Genomic DNA, 17,082 nt, shown 5'->3' with positions numbered 1-17,082 from the left:
CGCCATAACAAGGATTCATACAAACCTTTATAAAGTGTCACATCAGTGTCACGGTGAGACGGCATAGTGTGCCCTGTCCAAACAACAGGGTGTCTTGCCATGAAGGTGTTCAAGCAGTTGTCTCCTCGTCGAATTGCCCGCTATATCAAAAGCTTCCATCACGGCAGCTTCATGATCGAGGCACTGGGACGATTCGAGTTTCAAGGGGGAGTCATCGATGTGAAGACGCTGGACTGCCGTCAGGCGCTGAGCCTGGCCCGGCAGATCAATCTGGCCGTGCGCGATCTGCGCACCACCACCCTGTTGCCGGGCTGACATACTCCTTTCCGTTTGTAGTCTGCTTTCATGCATGTCTTTGCCCGCAGCTCACCGAGCGTGCGGGCTATTTTCCATGGGACGGGCCGCGTCTTATCCGCATCAGTGCTGCAGGATCTGGGAGAGAAACAGCTTGGTCCGCTCCGACTGGGGATGGTCGAAGAACTGGTCCGGCACGTTCTCCTCGATGATCTGGCCGCGGTCCATGAAGATCACCCTGTCCGCCACCTGCTTGGCAAAGCCCATCTCGTGGGTGACGCAGAGCATTGTCATCCCCTCGTGGGCCAGCTCCACCATGACATCCAGCACCTCGCGCACCATCTCGGGATCCAGCGCCGAGGTCGGCTCATCAAACAGCATCACCTGGGGATTCATGCAGAGACTGCGGGCGATGGCGACCCGTTGCTGCTGGCCACCGGAGAGCTGGCCCGGGTACTTGAGGGCCTGCTCCGGGATCCTGACCCGGCGCAGAAAGGTCATGGCGATCTCCTCGGCCTCCTTGCGTGGCAGCTGCTTGACCCAGATGGGGGCCAGGCAGCAGTTCTCCAGCACCGTCAGATGAGGGAAGAGGTTGAAGTGCTGGAACACCATGCCCACCTCGCGGCGTACCGTCTCTATGTTCTTGAGATCCGAGGTCAGGGCCGTGCCCTTGACCAGGATGTCACCGCTCTGATGCTCCTCCAGCCGGTTGATGCAGCGGATCATGGTGGACTTGCCCGAGCCCGAGGGCCCGCAGATGACGATTTTCTCCCCCCTGCCCACCTGCAGATTGATGTTGCGCAGCACATGAAACTCACCGTACCACTTGTTGACGTCCTTGAGTTCTACCACAGCGTCCGTTTTCATCTCGAAACTACTCCTAATGCTTGTGACCGGTGTTGAGTTTGCGCTCCAGATAGATGGAGTAGCGGGACATGCCAAAACAGAACATCCAGAAAATCATGGCGATGAACACATAGGCCTCGGTGGAGAAGCCCAGCCAGGCCGGATCCGCCAGTGCCACCTTGGAGATGGCCAGCAGATCGAACAGCCCTATGATCAACACCAGGCTGGTGTCCTTGAACAGGGAGATAAAGGTGTTCACCAGGGAGGGAATGGTGATCTTGAGGGCCTGGGGCATGATGACCAGTCCCATCACCTTCCAGTAGGAGAGCCCCAAGGCTTCACCCGCCTCGTACTGCCCCTTGGGGATCGCCTGCAACCCCCCTCTGACCACCTCCGCCACGTAGGCCGCCTGGAACAGAATGATGCCGATAAGCGCCCGCAGCAGCTTGTCGAGCTCCACCTCGCTGGTCATGAACAGCGGCAGCATGACGGAGGCCATGAAGAGCACAGTGATGAGCGGCACCGCCCGCCAGAACTCGATGTAGACGGTGGAGAGGCTGGAGATGACCGGCATGTGGGAGCGGCGCCCCAGCGCCAGCAGGATCCCGAATGGCAGGGCAACCACTATGCCCACCACCGCCAGCACCAGGGTCAGCATCAGGCCGCCCCAGCGGTTGGTTTCCACCACCTCGAGACCCGCCCCGCCGTGGATCAGCACGAAGGCGATGACAGGGAACACCAGCAGGGTGAAGAGCGCCAGCCAGCCCTTGCGCGGGGTGCGCGGCCAGATCAGCAGTGCCAGCAGCACGGCCAGACCGGCGAAGGCCAGATTGATGCGCCAATACTGGTCGACCGGGTAAAAGCCGTAGAGATATTGCCCCAGACGGCTCTCGATAAAGACCCAGCAGGCACCACCCTGCACGCAGTCGGCACGGCTGCTCCCCTGCCAGTTGGCGGAGAAGATAGCCCAGTCCAGCGCCGACCAGAGCAGTGGCAGCAGCAGATAGGCCAGCACCAGGGTCAGCAGGCCGTTCCACCAGTTGGGGAAGAGGTTCTGCCTGATCCAGGCGACCAGCCCCCGGCGATGATTGGGAGGCGGCAACGCCTCCTGCAACTCGTTCACAAACATGACAGCTCCCTAGCGCTCGACCAGCGTCATCCTGCGGTTGTAGATGTTCATCAGGACTGAGGTGGTGATACTGATGATGAGATAGACCCCCATGGTCATGGCGATCACCTCGATGGCCTGCCCGGTCTGGTTGAGGGTGGTGCCCATGAACACAGAGACCAGATCCGGATAACCGATGGCGGTGGCCAGCGAGGAGTTCTTGGTGAGGTTCAGGTACTGGCTGGTCAACGGGGGAATGATGACCCGCATCGCCTGGGGAATGACCACCAGCCGCAGCGTCTTGGTGGGCGAGAGCCCGAGGGCGGAAGCGGCCTCGGTCTGCCCCTTGCTGATGGCCAGTATGCCGGATCTCACTATCTCGGCGATGAAGGCCGCCGTATAGATGGTGAGCGCCAGCAGCAGCGCCGCGAGCTCGGGCAGTACCGTCAAGCCGCCCCGGAAGTTGAAGCCTTGCAGTATGGGCACACTCCAGGAGAGCGGGCTGCCTGCCAGCAGGAAGGCGATGGCGGGGAGCAGGATCACCAGAGCGGCCACACAGCGCCAGAACGGGAAGATCCTGCCGGTCAGTGCCTGACGGCGCCTTGCCCAGCGGCTCAGCCCCCAGCTCAGGACGACTGCCAGCAGCAGGGCACAGATCACATAGCCAAATCCCTCTTCAAACAAGGGTTTGGGCAGATAGAAGCCCCGCACGTTCAAGAAGGCGAGCCCTCCCAGCTCCACGCTCTCACGGGGAGATGGCAGGGTGCGCAGCACCGAGAAGTACCAGAAGAAGATCTGCAGCAGCAGCGGAATGTTGCGAAAGGTCTCTATGTAGACGGTGGCAATCTTGGCCACCAGCCAGTTGCGGGACAGCCGCGCTATCCCGAGCACGAAGCCAAGCAGGGTGGCAAACAGGATGCCGAGCACCGAGACCAGCAGGGTATTGAGCAGGCCGACCACGAAGGTGCGACCGAAGGTATAGGTCTCGTCGTAGGGGATCAGGCTCTGCAAGATGCCGAACCCGGCGGTGTTGCCCAGAAAATCGAAACCAGTGGTGATGCCACGGGTCGCCAGATTGGTCAGGGCATTGTTGATGATGTAGAACAGAAACGCGAGAACGGCGGCAATGGCCAGGCACTGGAAGATCTGCGCCCGCACCTTAGCGTCATACCACCAGCGGCCCTGTTCTTTCCTATGGTTTGATGCTTGTATCGCCATGAGGATGACTCCGACAAAGCCAGGGCAAGGGGAAAATGGGGGGCCAGGCCCCCCGACAGCAGTCTATTTAGCGGATGGGTGGCGCGTACATCAGGCCGCCCTTGTTCCAGAGCGCGTTGATGCCGCGGTCGATCTTGAGGGGAGAGCCGGCGCCGACGTTGCGATCGAAGGACTCGCCGTAGTTGCCGACCTGTTTGACTATGTTGTAGGCCCACTTGTCATCCAGCCCCAGCACAGCGCCCTTGGGCTCTTCCAGCCCCAGCAGGCGACGGATGTCCGGGTTGGTGGATTTGAGCATCTCGTCCACGTTGGCGCTGGTCACACCAGCCTCTTCGGCGTTGAGCATGGCGTAAAGACTCCAGCGCACCACCTTGAACCACTGCTCGTCCCCCTGGCGCACCGCCGGGCCCAGCGGCTCCTTGGAGATGACCTCGGGCAGCACCACGGCATCCTCCGGCTTGGTCAGCTTGATCTTGAGGGAGTAGAGCTGGGATTGATCCGAGGTCAGCACGTCGCAACGCCCCGCCTCGAAACCCTTGACGGTCTGATCCGAGGTGTCGAACACCACTGGGGTATATTTCATGGCGCCGTTGGCGCGGAAGTAATCCGCCAGGTTGAGCTCGGTGGTGGTGCCGGACTGGATGCAGACGGCGGCTCCGTCCAGCTCCTTGGCGCTCTTGACCCCGAGGGACTTGTTGACCAGGAAGCCCTGGCCATCGTAGTAGTTCACTCCGGCGAAGGTCAGGCCCAGCGAGCCATCCCGGGTCAGGGTCCAGGTGGTGTTGCGCGACAGCAAGTCCACTTCACCGGATTGCAGGGCGGTGAAACGCTCCTTGGCGGTGAGGGAGACATACTTGACCTTGCCGGCATCCCCGAGCACGGCCGCCGCGACGGCGCGGCACACATCCACATCCAGCCCGGTCCAGGTGCCCTTGGCGTCCGGGTTGGAGAACCCGGGCAGGCCATCACCGACCCCGCACTGCACAAACCCCTTCTTCTTCACGGCATCCAGAGTACCCTCTGCCCAGACATTGGCTGCCGCCAGCGACAGCACTATCACCATACCCGCCTTGTGTATCTGCTTCATGTCACTCTTCCCTGTGGTTTGATTCGAATTGGCACCCAAACCGAGCAAGATGCCATCGTTTCCCTGCTTTTTTGCAGCTTATCCAGCGCTTCAAAAACCTGTCAATCGGTGCAACCCGGCACAACAGTGGTGCAACAGCACAAAATGTTCGCGCGGGGCGATATGCACTCTCAGAATCAAAAGTAGACCCTTATTCACCAAATAGCCTGCTGTTAAAAGCCATTCCCACTGTGAGGATTATTTTCGCAAAAAAATAGGACGCACCGGGATGGGGCAGCGAAATCGGACTCCAACTGACTCATCAGGCTCACTTTTCTCTCGGCAAGCCCCAACGCGGGGAAGCTGGGGCAAATATTGGGCGGCGTCGATATGGTGCTATGGCGGGGGGCGCACAGGCTCAAGCAGCCTATCTTCTGGCAGGAAACGAGGCCGGGATAAGGAGCCTCAAGATCGGAGCGCCGACCCTAGATCGGTACGTGGTTCAACCGCCGCGGGGACCGTCTTCAATCTCGGTGATGACGCCGTTTTCGACGGTGACGAACTGCATGAATTCGCTCCTGCCAAAGTTGTAGGTCCAGCGCTCGGCATACTTGACCGTCATCCGCGCCCCGAAGCCGTTTTCCTCAAAACGGGTCAGATCCTCCTTGAGCATCGGCTGACCGCAGCGGATCAGCAGCTCGGCCGTGGTGTCCCCCTCGGTCAGCAGGGCACTCTTGCAGCGCAGGGTGCCGGCATCCACCGGCAGCGTCGCCACCAGCAGCAACCACAGTATTGGCTTCATTTTGCGCTCCATTTGAATAACGCCGCCCCTAGCGTGATGCACACCAGGGCAAACACCATGACCTGGGCCAGCATCCCCGCCACCGCCTGCCAGCCCGCCCCTTCCAGCATGACGGCGCGGGCCGCCTCTATGATCTGGCTGAGGGGCAAGCGGGCTGCCACGGCCTGCAACCAGGGGGGAGACCCTTCCAGCGAGAACCAGACGCCGGATAAGAACATCATGGGCAAGCTGATGAGATTGAGCAAACCGCTCGCCAGCTCCTCGTTCTGAATGCGGGCGGCGATGAGCAGCCCGAGGGAGGCCATGGCGGTCCCGCCGACCAGGGCGATAAAGAGCAGCAGCCAGCCGGAGCCGAGCAGGGGTACATCCAGCAGCCAGTAAGCCACCAGGAAGACCAGCAGGCTCACCACCAGGGTGATCAGCACCCGCGACAGCAACTGGGCGCAGAGAAACTCGGCCGCCGACAGCGGGGTCGCTCGCAAGCGTTTGAGCACCCCGTTCTTGCGATAGCGCACTATGACGAACCCCACCCCGAACAGGCCGGAGAACATCAGGTTCATGCCGATCACCCCGGGCAGCAACCAGTCACCATAGCGGATGGCCCGTCCGCTCAGGGCCTCTCTTTGCAAGGGCTCGTGCACCGCCTGGCGCAGCAGGTATTCGGCCATGGCCCCCTGGGGGGCATCCGGGTTGACCCAGTAGTGGCCGCGCGCCGGTGCCAGCAGCAAGTCCAGCTGATGGTGGCGCACCTTGAGGACGCCCCTCGCCTCGTCGCCATAGGGGATCAGCTTGAGCAGCGGGATATGGGTCAGGGGCTGATAGGCCGTCGTCAGCTCCCCCACCACCCCTATCTGCACCAGCGGCTTGGGGGGGCCCGAGAAGATGAGGGAGAAGCCGATCACCAGCAAGAGCGGAAAAAGCAGGTTCCAGACCAGGGCCGCCCTGTCGCGCACGAACTCCAGGGTGCGGGCGTAAAAGAGGGCACCTATGCGCTTGAGTGCTCCCTTCATGTTCCCCTCCTCGGGCTCGAACCCCGTCGAAATGGCAAGGCTTGCGGGTAACAGAGCGCAACGACATTGCGCTTGATGGCGCCCTTCATGTTCCCCTCCTCGAGCTAGAACCCCGTCGAAATGACAAGGCTCGCGGGTAACAGAGCGCAACGACACTGCGCTTGATGGGATTTTTCATGCGCCGCTCCGGAGGCTGTGGCCGGTCAGGTGCAGGAAGAGATCTTCCAGATTGGGGGAGCGCACCTGCATGCCGGTCAGCGGTACCCCCAGACTCAGCAGCCGTGGCAGCAAGGCCGCCACGTCGGGGCAGCTCAGCTCCACCTGCTCGCCATGGGGCCGCAGCGGATAACCCAGGCTGGCGAGGGCCGGGTGATCCGAGAGGCGCACCAGCACGCCGTCGAAGTGCCGCGCCAGCAGGGCCGCCGGCGTGTCCAGGCTGAGCAGATGACCGTGATCCACGATGGCGATGCGATCGCACAGTTGCTGCGCCTCGTCCATGTAGTGGGTGGTGAGCACCACCGTCTTGCCCTGGGCCTTGATCGCCTCGATCCGCTGCCAGAAGTGGTGACGAGCCTGGGGATCCAGCCCTGTGGTGGGCTCGTCCAGAAACAGCAGTTCAGGGTCGCCGAGTAGGGCCAGGGCCAGCAGCAGGCGCTGACGCTGGCCGCCGGAGAGCTTGCGGCTGTCCCTGTCGATGAACTCGCCAAGGGCGCATAGATCGATGAGCAGCTCCCGTGGCAGGGGGTTGGGATAGAGGCTGGCAAACAGGCGCAGGGTGTCACGCACCGTCAGAAAATCCTGCAGCGCGGTGTGCTGGAACTGGATGCCGATGCGGGAGCGATAGTCGGGGCCACGGGGGGCGCCATGAAACAGGATCTGGCCGCTGTCCGGGGTGAGGATCCCCTCGAGCAGCTCTATGGTGGTGGTCTTGCCCGCCCCGTTCGGACCGAGCAGGCCGAAACAGCTACCGGCGGGAATGGCAAAGCTGAGTCCGTCCACCGCCCTGACACCGGGAAAGTGCTTGATGAGATCGACGACTTCTATGATGGCGGCCATGGCCTGTCTCCCTGGGTGGCCGAGAGTGCGACGTCCTGACTATATCCAAATCTTCCGAGAAGACCATGGCTCATCCACCTGGGCGTGGCAGCGCGCAAAAACAAACGGCGACCCAGGGGTCGCCGTTTGCATCACGCCAGCCGGATCACAGGATGTCCAGCAGCTCCACTTCGAATACCAGTGCGGAGTAGGGCGGGATGGAGCCGGCGCCACGGGCACCGTAGGCCAGATCCTGCGGAATGTAGAGCTTCCACTTGGAGCCAACCGGCATCATCTGCAGCGCTTCCACCCAACCGGCGATGACGCCGGTGACCGGGAACTCGGCAGGCTGGCCGCGTGCAACAGAGCTGTCGAACACGCCACCGTGGGTGAAGGTACCGTGGTAGTGCACGCGTACGGACTGACCGGCCACAGGCACGGCGCCCTTGCCTTCTACCATGACTTCGTATTGCAGACCGGAGTCGGTCACTTTCACGTCGGCGCGCTTGGCGTTGTCGGCAAGGAAGGCTTCGCCATCGGCGGCGGCGGCCTTGGCAACGGCTTCCTGCTCTTCCTGCATGCGGGCGGTGATGACCTGGAAGGCATCATTGATATCGTCACGGCTGACCGCGAACTCCAGACCATTCAGGGCATCTGCCAGACCTTGTTGCAGGGCCGGGATATCCAGACCGGCGAACGCTTGCTGCGCCAGTTGATCACCCATGTTGCGGCCGATGCCATAGCTGGCCTTCTGTTCGATAGAGTCGTATTGGGACATTGAGATGTAGCTCCAGATCCAAGTAATGAGGCATGTAAAAGAGACGGGATGATATCAGACTTTTTCCCGGGGTGCTGCCGGCGCCGGCCCTGATTTCCCCGCCGGTGGGAGAGAGTTCACATCCCCCTCATCCCCGGCCCTTCTCCCGCAAGGGGAGAAGGGAGAGGAGACGACAACCACAGGCTGACTCAGGCGCGATCCAGCAGGGCCCGCACCGCTGCCACCTTGGCGCCGTCTGTGATATTGACCCGGCCATCGTCCGAGGTACCCATGTTGACGCCGTGGGGCACCATGCCGCCGCGCCAGCCCATGCCGGACATGTGTACTTCGCTCACCCCGGTGAACTCGAGTATGGTGCGCACGTTGTCCGCATTGACCCCGGCGCCGGGCATCAGGCTGGCGCGGCCCGCCAGGGTCTGTTGCATCGCCTGCAGTGTCTCCAGACCCGCCAGGGCGGTCGGGGCATGGCCGGAGCTCAGAATACGCTCACAGCCGGCTGCCACTATGGTCTCCAGATCGGCGCGCCAGTTGGAGCTGAGATCGATGGCGCGATGGAAGGTGACCCCCAGGGGACCGGCCGCCTCGACCAGTTGTTGCAACTGGGCGGCAGGCACTCTGCCCCCCTCGTCCAGCAGACCCACCACCACACCTTGCAAGCCTGCTGCCCGGGCGGCGGCGATGTCCAGCAACATGAGTTCGAACTCGGCGGCACTGAAACAGAAATCCCCGGCACGGGGGCGGATCATGGCGTAGACGGGAATGGTGGCGTGGCGCGCCACCTGCTGCATGAAACCATAGGAGGGGGTGAGACCGCCCAGTCCCAGCGCAGAGCAGAGCTCGATGCGATCCGCCCCGGCTTGCTGGGCGGTGAACAGGGATTCCAGGTTGTCGATGCAGATTTCAAGACGGGTCATGATGACTCCTTATCCGGGGAGATCAGACCCAGTGCCTGATCTCATAAATTCAGCAGGGCTGCGCCACGCACGCCACCGGCGCCGCCGAAGCGGGCCTGGCGGATAGCCGGCAGGGCGACGCCGGGCAGCAGGTGGCCGGGCAGACGCTTGGGCAGCTCTTCATACAGGGCAGGCAGCCCGCTGAGGCCGCCCCCCAGCACCACCACCTCGGGGTCTATCACCGAGATGGCGGTGGCGAGCCCGGCGGCCAGGATCTCCAGCCAGCAGTCGATGGCCGAGAGCGCCGCGGATTCCCGGGCCTCGGCACGGGCGACTATCTGGTGACCACTGGCGCGCTCGCCGTTGAAGTGGTGATAGAGCCGCTCCAGGCCGGTGCCCGAGGCGTAGGTTTCGAAACAGACCAGGCGGCCACAGCCGCAGCGGGGACGGGGCAGGTCGGGATACTTCATCAATATGGTGGCCGGCAGCGGGTAATGGCCTATCTCCCCCGCCAGCCAGTTGCGGCCCTGGATGAGCTTGCCCGCCAGATAGACGGCGCCACCTATGCCGGTGCCAATGGTCACTCCCAGCGCACTCTCGGCCGCGGCGGCGGCCCCCTGGTGCACTTCGGACCAGAGGAAGCAGTTGGCGTCGTTGTCGACGCTGACGGTGCGTGCCAGTCGGCTGGCCAGATCCGCGCCCAGATGACGACCGTGAATGGCGGGCAGGTTTGCCGCCACTATGCTCCCATCCAGGCGATTGATTATGCCGGGAAACCCGATGCCGACGGCGCCTTTCGCGCCGAAGCGGGCGTCCGCCGCCTCGACCCGCGTCAGGATCAGCTGCAACAGCCCCTCGTAATCATTGCCGGGAGTGCTCATGCGCTCTTCGTGACAGAGATTCAGGCCTCCGTCATACACAGCGAAGGCAATCTTGGTGCCACCAATATCAAATCCGTAATACATGCCACACTCCCTTGCCGGTGAACCTAGTCACCTCAGTCTGTCCAGATGGGGCACATTGTATTAATTCGCAAAAAAAATAAAGTAACCATGGGCGAAAAACGGGAGCCAGCTCAAAGCAAACGGAACATTTGCCGCTGCAGACAGGGTTGTCCCAGGCTCGTCAGGGTGCGCTCCTGGCCGTCAAACACGAAGCCGCGACGCAGGTAGAACCCCTCGCCGATGTGATTGCCATCGAGCAGCCATAGCCTGACGCACTCGCAACCGGCCCGGCGCATCTGCACCGCCACCGCCTGCCACAGCCGCTTGCCATGGCCCCGACGCCAGTGATCCGGGTGCAGATAGAGCGCCCGGATGCGCGCCGTCATCAGCCCCTCCTCGTGGACAGGGTGCCAATAGAGCAAGCCGATGACGACCTCGTCCTGACAGAGCAGCATGGGGATGGGGGCCAGCTCGGCGAGCCGGCGGCGCCAGATCTGCAGATGCTCGGTGACCGCCAGCTGGGCCAGCAGATCCTCACCGAGCACGCCACCATAGGCCGCCAGCCAGCTGGCCCGCTGCATCACCGTCATGGCGGCGGCATCGGCGGGACGGGCCAGACGCAGTGTTATGCCTTGCACTGGGGAGTCAACCCAGCGGCACGGGCCTGCCGATACAGGGGCTCTGCCTGAGCCTGTTGGGCCTGCAACTCGGTAATGCGGTTCTCATCGCTCGGGTGAGTAGAGAGCAACTGGGGCGGCGCCTTGCCCCCGGCGGCGGCACTCATGTTCTGCCACAGGGGAATCGCCTCGGCCGGATTGAAGCCGGCGCGAGCCATCAGATCCAGCCCCAACCGGTCGGCCTCGCTCTCCTGAGCCCGGCCATAGGGCAGGGCGATCCCCACCTGAACCCCGAGCCCGAGCGCCGCCATGGTGGCACCGCCCCCCTGGCTGCTGCCGATGGCGGCATCGGCCACCGCCAGCCCTATGCCGGTCAGCTGATCCCGGGAGAGGCGTTCGTTGGAATGCTGTGCCAGCACGTGGGTCAGCTCGTGGCCGATGACGGTGGCGAGCTGATCCTGATTCTTGGCGACCTTGAGCAGGCCGCTGTAGACGCCGATCTTGCCCCCGGGCAGGGCGAAGGCGTTGACCTCCTTGGAGTCAAACACCACCACCTCCCAGCTGGTGATGCCATAGCTGGCAGGCACCTGGGCGGTGACCGCCTTGGCCACGCAGGAGACATAGGCATTCACCTTGGCATCCTTGCTTACCTTCTCCTGCTTCTTCATCTGCTCGAAGGAGTCGGCCCCCAGCTGGTTCATCTGCTGGGGGGAGAAGAGCAGCATCTGGCTGCGGCCGGTCGGCGACTGGGCACAACTGGCCAGCAGGGCGCTGCACAAGGCCGCCAGGCCGAATTTGGACAGGGAAGATGCACGCATGAGAGGGTCCTTTACCGTGAAGTTGCCCTATTCTCGGGAATGCCGCCGTCCGGTGCAAGCCAGGCGCCACCCCATGCGACCAAAAAGATCCCGTGGCGCCAAAATAAAAACGAGCCCGCTTGGGCTCGTTTGGAGGCTAGTTTGTCTGCTGAGCGAAAGCGGGATTACATGATACCCAGCTTCTTCAGGTCGGCCTGGACAATCTTGGCGGGGACCGGCACATAGCCATCCTTCGCCACTATGGTCTGACCGGCCTTGGAGAGCATCATCTTCACAAACTCTTGCTCCATCGGGGAGAGCGGCTTGTTCGGAGCCTTGTTCACGTAAACGTACAGGAAGCGCGACAGCGGGTACTTGCCGGTCAAGGCGTTCTCTGCGGTCGCTTCAACGAAGGTCTTGCCATCCTTGGAGAGCGGTACGGCGCGCACGCCAGAGGTGACGTAGCCGATACCGGAGTAGCCGATGCCGTTCAGGGAAGCGGAGACGGATTGCACCACAGAGGCGGAGCCCGGCTGCTCGTTCACGCCGCTCTTGAAGTCACCGTTGCACAGGGCGTGCTCCTTGAAGTAGCCATAGGTACCGGAGACAGAGTTGCGACCGAACAGTTGCAGGTCCTTGCTGGACCAGTTGCCATCCAGACCCAGATCGGACCATTTGGTGGCGGCCTTGGCTTCGCCGCACTTGAGGGTGCTGGAGAAGACGGAGTCAACCTGCTCCATGGTCAGCCCCTTGATGGGGTTGTCCTTGTTCACGAACACCGCCAGGGCATCGACCGCGACGCGGATGGCGGTCGGCTTGTAGCCGTAGCGCTTCTCGAATGCTTCCTCTTCACCGGCCTTCATGGCACGGCTCATGGGGCCAAACTGGGCGACGCCCTCGGTCAGTGCGGTCGGGGCAGTGGAAGAACCGGCGGCCTGGATCTGCACGTTGACGTTGGGGTAGACGCGCTTAAATTCTTCGGCCCACAGGGTCATCATGTTGGCCAGGGTGTCCGAGCCGACAGAGGACAGGTTGCCCGAGATGCCACTGGTCGGGGTGTAATCCGGCAGATCTTTATCCACACCGGCAGCCAGGGCGCTGACAGAAAACAGGGTTGCTGCGGTGAATCCGATTACACCAGCCAGTTTGTTGAGTTTCATCCAATCTCTCCAAAGTTACAGAAGGCAATTGCCAATACATGGCGCCGATTAACACTGTCTTGCGGTGATCAAGCTGACTGCGTCAGTCAGCTTGTTGAGTTGTATTCCGTCCCCTCGTTCCCAAGGTGACGCTGGGTCTGTTCTTAAGACGGCGCCAGTATCTGACCTGGCAGTGACAAATTTATGGAATTTATATGACACTTTGATGACATGGGCCCAGCGCGGAACAAATGCCAAGGGGGCCGCTCTCGCCGCCCCCTTTTTTATTGCTAACCAGTTGTCAATAAAGACTATTTTACCACCACCATCCTGGCAGGAATGAGGAAGCTGAAACGGCTGCCCTGGCCGACCCGGCTCTCTATCTCGAGCTGGGCATCGTGATGGCTCAGGGCATGCTTGACGATGGCGAGGCCAAGGCCGGAGCCGCCGGTGTGGCGGGATCTCGCCTTGTCGACCCGATAGAAGCGCTCGGTGAGCCGCGCCAGGTGCTCCGGGGCTATCCCCTCCCCCTGGTCCTGCACCACAAAAAGCGCCATGGCCCCCTGCTTGCGCCACTCCACAGTGATCTTGCGACCGGCCGGGGTGTAATGAATGGCGTTGTAGACCAGGTTGGAAACGGCGCTGCGCAGCTGGTCCCTGTCCCCCTTCACGAACAGATTGGGCTGCACCTGGAACTCGATCTGATGGGCATTCTCTCCCGACAGGGCCCGCGCCTCCTGCTCCAGCAGCCCCAGCATGGCGGGCATGTCCACCAGATGGGAGAGATCCACGGTCGGGGCCGCCTCGATGCGCGACAGGGTGAGCAGCTGATTGACCAGGTTGTCCATGCGGATGGTCTGCTCCATCATCACCCTGTGCGCCTTGGCCCACATGGCGGGGGGCGGTGGCTCCTCGGTCATCTCCAGGTACCCCTTTAGCACTGTGAGCGGGGTGCGCAGCTCGTGGGAGACGTTGGAGACGAAGTGCTTGCGGGTCTTCTCGAGGCTGCGCAGCCGGGTCACGTCCCGCACCACCAGCATGGCCTGATCCTCGGCATAGGGCATGATGCGAAACTCGAGAAACTTCTCTTCGTTGATGGGGGAGCTCATCTCGAACGGCTCGTCATACTGCCCCTTGCCGAGGTAGGCGACGAAACCGGGATGACGGATGAGGTTGCCGATGTGCTGGCCGGCATCCTCGGGCCAGCGAAAACCGAGCAACTGCTCCGCCAGCCGGTTGCACCATAGGATGCTGCCGTCGGTGCGAAACACCACGGCGGCATCGGGCAGGGCCTCGGCCCCCTCCCGGAACCGACGGATGAGCCCCGCCAGCTCGCGGCGCCGGGCACGGTGGCGCTGCTGCAACTTGTAAATGCCATTGAAGATGTATTCCCAACTGCCGCTGCCATGGGGCGGCACCAGGCTGCGATCGTGCCACAGCCAGTCCGACAGCCGCTTCTGGAAGCGGTAGTGCCAGCCCAGGTGCAGCACGGTCGCCACCAGCAGGCAGAGGGAGAGGTGTTCTATCAACCAACCTACCAAGACGAAGGGGGCGTAGAAGAACGCCATTCGCCACAACTGTCGCCGCCAGGCGTAAGGTTGCAACATGTTATCCCCTAGAGACGGGTTGAGAAGCGGTATCCGGCTCCACGCACCGTCTGGATCAATCTGTCGTGCCCGGTCTCTTCGATCGCCTTGCGCAGACGACGGATGTGCACGTCCACCGTCCTGTCTTCCACATACACATTAGTGCCCCAGACGTTGTTGAGCAGTTGCTCGCGGCTGTAGACCCGCTCGGGATGGGTCATGAAGAAGTGCAGCAGCTTGAACTCGGTCGGCCCCATGTCCAGCGCCTTCTCCTCGGCGCTGACCCTGTGGGAGACAGGATCCAGTTTGAGCCCCTGCACCTCGATCACCTCGTCCACCGAGGTGGGGGAGACCCGGCGCATCACGGCGTGCAGCCGGGCGGTCAGCTCCTTGGGAGAGAACGGCTTGGTGATGTAGTCGTCGGCGCCCGCCTCGAGGCCGCGCACCTTGTCCTCTTCCTCACCACGGGCGGTCAGCATCACCACGGGGATCTGGCGGGTCACCTCGTCCTGCTTGAGCTGCTTGATGAACTGGATGCCACTGCCGCCTGGCATCATCCAGTCCAGTACGATGAGCTCGGGGTAAGGTTCACGCACCTTCGCCAGTCCATCGGCATAATCTTCTGCCTCAACCGTCTCATATCCTTTTTGCTCGAGCACGAAGCAGAGCATCTCGCGGATTGGTGCCTCGTCCTCGACCACCAGAATTCGCTTAGCCATATCCCTTCTCTCTCCTCTGTGAAGATGGGTGCGCCAATTATTAGAACTTTCTGTGACACTTTTATGACTTTATGACAGGCGGGATGATAAACGTTTTCAGATTCAGTTGGCAGCAATGCGTTGCAGCAGGTCCCAGCGGTTGCCACTGATGTCCTCGAACACTACCACGTTGCCATAGGGCTCGTGGCGGGGCTGTTCACAAAAATGCACGCCGTACGCCTGCATGCGCTGGTAGTCGCCCCAGAAGTCGTCGGTCTCGAGAAACAGGAAGACCCGGCCGCCCCCCTGCTGGCCGATGGCGGCCTGCTGCTGCGCATTGGCAGCCTGGGCCAGCAGCAGGGCCGACCCTGGGACACCTTTCGGGGCGACCCGCACCCAGCGCTTGCCCGGTTTGCCCGGCTCGTCGAGGGGCGTGTCTTCCAGCAGCTCAAATCCGAGCCCCTGGGTAAAAAAGCGAATGGCCTGATCGTAGTCGGCCACCAGCAGGGTCAGGGCACCTAGGTGTTGGGACATGGGAAACTCCTTGACTGATGAGGGGGCCCCGCGCCCCGGCTGGCGCGCATCATAACGGCTGGGAGGCCGAGGCTCCAGCCGCAATCACCTTAGCGAAGGCAAGGCCCTTAGTCGGTGGGCAGGGCTGCGCCCTAGCCCACCTCGACCCGGTTGCGCCCCCGTTCCTTGGCCTGATAGAGCGCCTCGTCCGCTCGCTTGAGGGTCAGCTCAAGGGAGTCCCCGCGCCGCTCCGCCACCCCGAAGGAGGCGGTGATCCTGAGCCCGAGGGGCCAGTCCCTGTAGGCCTCCAGCCCCCCCCTCAGCCGCTCGGCCAGCCGCTCTGCCCTCGCCTGCTCATAGTGCAGGCAGACCAGCACGAACTCCTCTCCTCCCCAGCGCACCAGGCGGCACAGGCTGTCACAATGGCGCAGCAGCTCGCTCACCATGTGCTTGAGCACCTCGTCCCCCATGGGGTGACCGTGGGTGTCGTTGACCCCCTTGAAGTGATCGATGTCGATATAGATGAAGGAGAGCGGCATCTCCCCCAGTTCGCTCAAGAGCTTCTCGCCACCGAGCCGGTTGAGGGCCCCGGTCAGGGGATCGTAGCGGGCCTCCTCCTCGGTGCGGCGGTACTGCTCGGACAGGCTCTGGCTGAGCGCCTCCGCCGCCAGCCGCGCCTCGCGAGCCTTGCGCAGCTTGTCTCCCATCAGCAGGTACTGGGTCAGAAACAGCAGTATTCCGTATATCAGCCAGCCCAGCAGCAGCTGGCGGTAGAAGTCCCCCGGCTTGCCCCAGCGGCCATAGAACTCCAGCTTTTCCAGGATCAACCTGTAGTCCCCGGGCTGCATCCTGTCGTCTGTGGCAAGCTCGATGGCATAGACATGGTGCAGATCCGCCCCCTGCTGCGCCAGCGGGATCCGGTACTGCTGCACCCACCATGAACTGGGGGCGAACACCTTGAGGGGGATGTCCTGGATGCGGCCGTAATCGTCGGGACGAAAGAGCACCTCGTTGAACTTGTGGGAGATCTCGTCCCCGGCTATCGAGTAGGCGGGATCATAGTTGCGCAGATAGAGGCGCCAGCTCTGCGGCTCGCTCCCCTCCACCCTCAGCTTGACCCGCACGCCGCTGAAGTGGGAGAGATCCAGCCCCCACTCGGGGGCAGACAGGGTCAGGATCAGTTCACAGAAGGGGGAGCTGTGGCCCGCGCGCAGCTTGCAGTCGATGGCGGGCTTGTCGCCCCCAGGGATCAGCGTGGTGACCGATTGGCCGCCATGGGCGCGATCATCCTGGGCCCTGGCGGCCAGGCTGGCCTGACTCAGGATGTCCAGCCGCCGCTCTGGCCCGAACTCGAACACCAGTATGGCCAGCAGACTGCCGAGCAGCAGGCTCCAGAACAACATATTGGTCACGCGGGAATAGGATGGGGTCATGACGATCACACCTGAAAAAGAGCTTTTACTCTACACCTTGTAATTCTGCACCGTGCTGATCCAGATCCAAGGTTATTACACGCGCCCTCATGGGCGCCGGGGCATTGGTCGGCTCAGCCCGTGTGCAGGGCGTCGCCTGCCATCCGCCGGGCTGAATCCTGTCGGCATTGCACCGCAAGAGGCGGACGCCAGCTCCTGGGGAAACGGGTTCCCGATGTCATCATTCCTTTCACCACTGAGCGCTCCATGCCATGGAAAAATAAAGAAAAATCATCGCAGAGCCCCAGTCTACACAAGCAAGCGGT

At 62.4% G+C, this 17,082-nt stretch carries 18 protein-coding genes; 1 reads left to right on the top strand and 17 read right to left on the bottom strand.

Annotated features, from left to right (window positions below):
- Positions 1–99: 99 nt before the first annotated feature.
- Positions 100–315, top strand: a complete 216-nt coding sequence (locus ACFWHB_RS05780) for a DUF1107 family protein (protein ID WP_111909975.1) — start codon at positions 100–102, stop codon at positions 313–315.
- 102 nt (positions 316–417) lie between these two features.
- On the opposite strand, the gene ACFWHB_RS05775 is transcribed toward ACFWHB_RS05780, so the two are convergent.
- The 17 genes from ACFWHB_RS05775 to ACFWHB_RS05695 form a co-directional block, all read right to left on the bottom strand.
- The gene (locus ACFWHB_RS05775; protein ID WP_005328952.1) at positions 418–1,161 is read right to left on the bottom strand and encodes an amino acid ABC transporter ATP-binding protein; all 744 of its coding nucleotides are present in this window, start codon (positions 1,159–1,161) and stop codon (positions 418–420) included.
- A 13-nt stretch (positions 1,162–1,174) separates the two neighbouring features.
- The gene (locus ACFWHB_RS05770; protein ID WP_395949647.1) at positions 1,175–2,269 is read right to left on the bottom strand and encodes an amino acid ABC transporter permease; all 1,095 of its coding nucleotides are present in this window, start codon (positions 2,267–2,269) and stop codon (positions 1,175–1,177) included.
- Positions 2,270–2,278: 9 nt separating this feature from the next.
- Positions 2,279–3,466, bottom strand: a complete 1,188-nt coding sequence (locus ACFWHB_RS05765) for an amino acid ABC transporter permease (protein ID WP_234571033.1) — start codon at positions 3,464–3,466, stop codon at positions 2,279–2,281.
- Between the two features lie 67 nt (positions 3,467–3,533).
- A complete protein-coding gene (locus tag ACFWHB_RS05760; protein ID WP_106886125.1) occupies positions 3,534–4,553 on the bottom strand; it encodes an amino acid ABC transporter substrate-binding protein in 1,020 nt (339 codons plus the stop codon).
- Positions 4,554–5,034: 481 nt separating this feature from the next.
- Complete coding sequence (locus ACFWHB_RS05755) at positions 5,035–5,334, bottom strand: DUF2845 domain-containing protein (RefSeq protein ID WP_106886124.1); 300 nt, start codon at positions 5,332–5,334, stop codon at positions 5,035–5,037.
- The gene (locus tag ACFWHB_RS05750; protein WP_395949646.1) at positions 5,331–6,344 is read right to left on the bottom strand and encodes an ABC transporter permease; all 1,014 of its coding nucleotides are present in this window, start codon (positions 6,342–6,344) and stop codon (positions 5,331–5,333) included. The genes ACFWHB_RS05755 and ACFWHB_RS05750 overlap by 4 nt, the downstream gene beginning before the upstream one ends.
- Positions 6,345–6,518: 174 nt before the next feature.
- Positions 6,519–7,400: an ABC transporter ATP-binding protein gene (locus tag ACFWHB_RS05745; protein ID WP_395949645.1), complete on the bottom strand. Its 882-nt coding sequence runs from the start codon at positions 7,398–7,400 to the stop codon at positions 6,519–6,521.
- Positions 7,401–7,545: 145 nt separating this feature from the next.
- Complete coding sequence (locus ACFWHB_RS05740; protein WP_139744978.1) at positions 7,546–8,157, bottom strand: FKBP-type peptidyl-prolyl cis-trans isomerase; 612 nt, start codon at positions 8,155–8,157, stop codon at positions 7,546–7,548.
- Between the two features lie 188 nt (positions 8,158–8,345).
- On the bottom strand, positions 8,346–9,071 hold the full coding sequence (locus ACFWHB_RS05735; protein WP_025327844.1) for a copper homeostasis protein CutC: 726 nt from the start codon (positions 9,069–9,071) through the stop codon (positions 8,346–8,348).
- Between the two features lie 41 nt (positions 9,072–9,112).
- Positions 9,113–10,015: an ROK family protein gene (locus ACFWHB_RS05730; RefSeq protein ID WP_395949644.1), complete on the bottom strand. Its 903-nt coding sequence runs from the start codon at positions 10,013–10,015 to the stop codon at positions 9,113–9,115.
- A gap of 110 nt (positions 10,016–10,125) precedes the next feature.
- Positions 10,126–10,632 carry a GNAT family N-acetyltransferase gene (locus tag ACFWHB_RS05725; RefSeq protein ID WP_395949643.1) on the bottom strand — a complete coding sequence of 169 codons (507 nt, stop codon included), beginning with the start codon at positions 10,630–10,632 and terminating at the stop codon, positions 10,126–10,128.
- Positions 10,620–11,429, bottom strand: coding sequence for a M48 family metallopeptidase (locus tag ACFWHB_RS05720; RefSeq protein WP_042648620.1), 810 nt, complete (start codon positions 11,427–11,429; stop codon positions 10,620–10,622). Before ACFWHB_RS05720 ends, ACFWHB_RS05725 begins: the two co-directional genes overlap by 13 nt.
- Before the next feature lie 164 nt (positions 11,430–11,593).
- Positions 11,594–12,568 carry a PstS family phosphate ABC transporter substrate-binding protein gene (locus ACFWHB_RS05715; RefSeq protein WP_025327848.1) on the bottom strand — a complete coding sequence of 325 codons (975 nt, stop codon included), beginning with the start codon at positions 12,566–12,568 and terminating at the stop codon, positions 11,594–11,596.
- Positions 12,569–12,858: 290 nt separating this feature from the next.
- Entirely contained in the window at positions 12,859–14,154 is a 1,296-nt protein-coding gene (gene phoR / locus ACFWHB_RS05710) for a phosphate regulon sensor histidine kinase PhoR (RefSeq protein WP_395949642.1), read from the bottom strand.
- 8 nt (positions 14,155–14,162) lie between these two features.
- A complete protein-coding gene (gene phoB / locus ACFWHB_RS05705) occupies positions 14,163–14,852 on the bottom strand; it encodes a phosphate regulon transcriptional regulator PhoB (protein WP_041206225.1) in 690 nt (229 codons plus the stop codon).
- A gap of 102 nt (positions 14,853–14,954) precedes the next feature.
- Positions 14,955–15,365, bottom strand: a complete 411-nt coding sequence (locus tag ACFWHB_RS05700; protein WP_395949641.1) for a VOC family protein — start codon at positions 15,363–15,365, stop codon at positions 14,955–14,957.
- Between the two features lie 131 nt (positions 15,366–15,496).
- The gene (locus ACFWHB_RS05695; protein WP_395949640.1) at positions 15,497–16,777 is read right to left on the bottom strand and encodes a GGDEF domain-containing protein; all 1,281 of its coding nucleotides are present in this window, start codon (positions 16,775–16,777) and stop codon (positions 15,497–15,499) included.
- Between the last annotated feature and the right edge of the window lie 305 nt (positions 16,778–17,082).

This window comes from Aeromonas mytilicola subsp. aquatica (assembly GCF_044336385.1).
GTDB classification, from domain to species: domain Bacteria; phylum Pseudomonadota; class Gammaproteobacteria; order Enterobacterales; family Aeromonadaceae; genus Aeromonas; species Aeromonas rivipollensis.
This window is presented reverse-complemented; position numbering and strand designations above follow the sequence as displayed.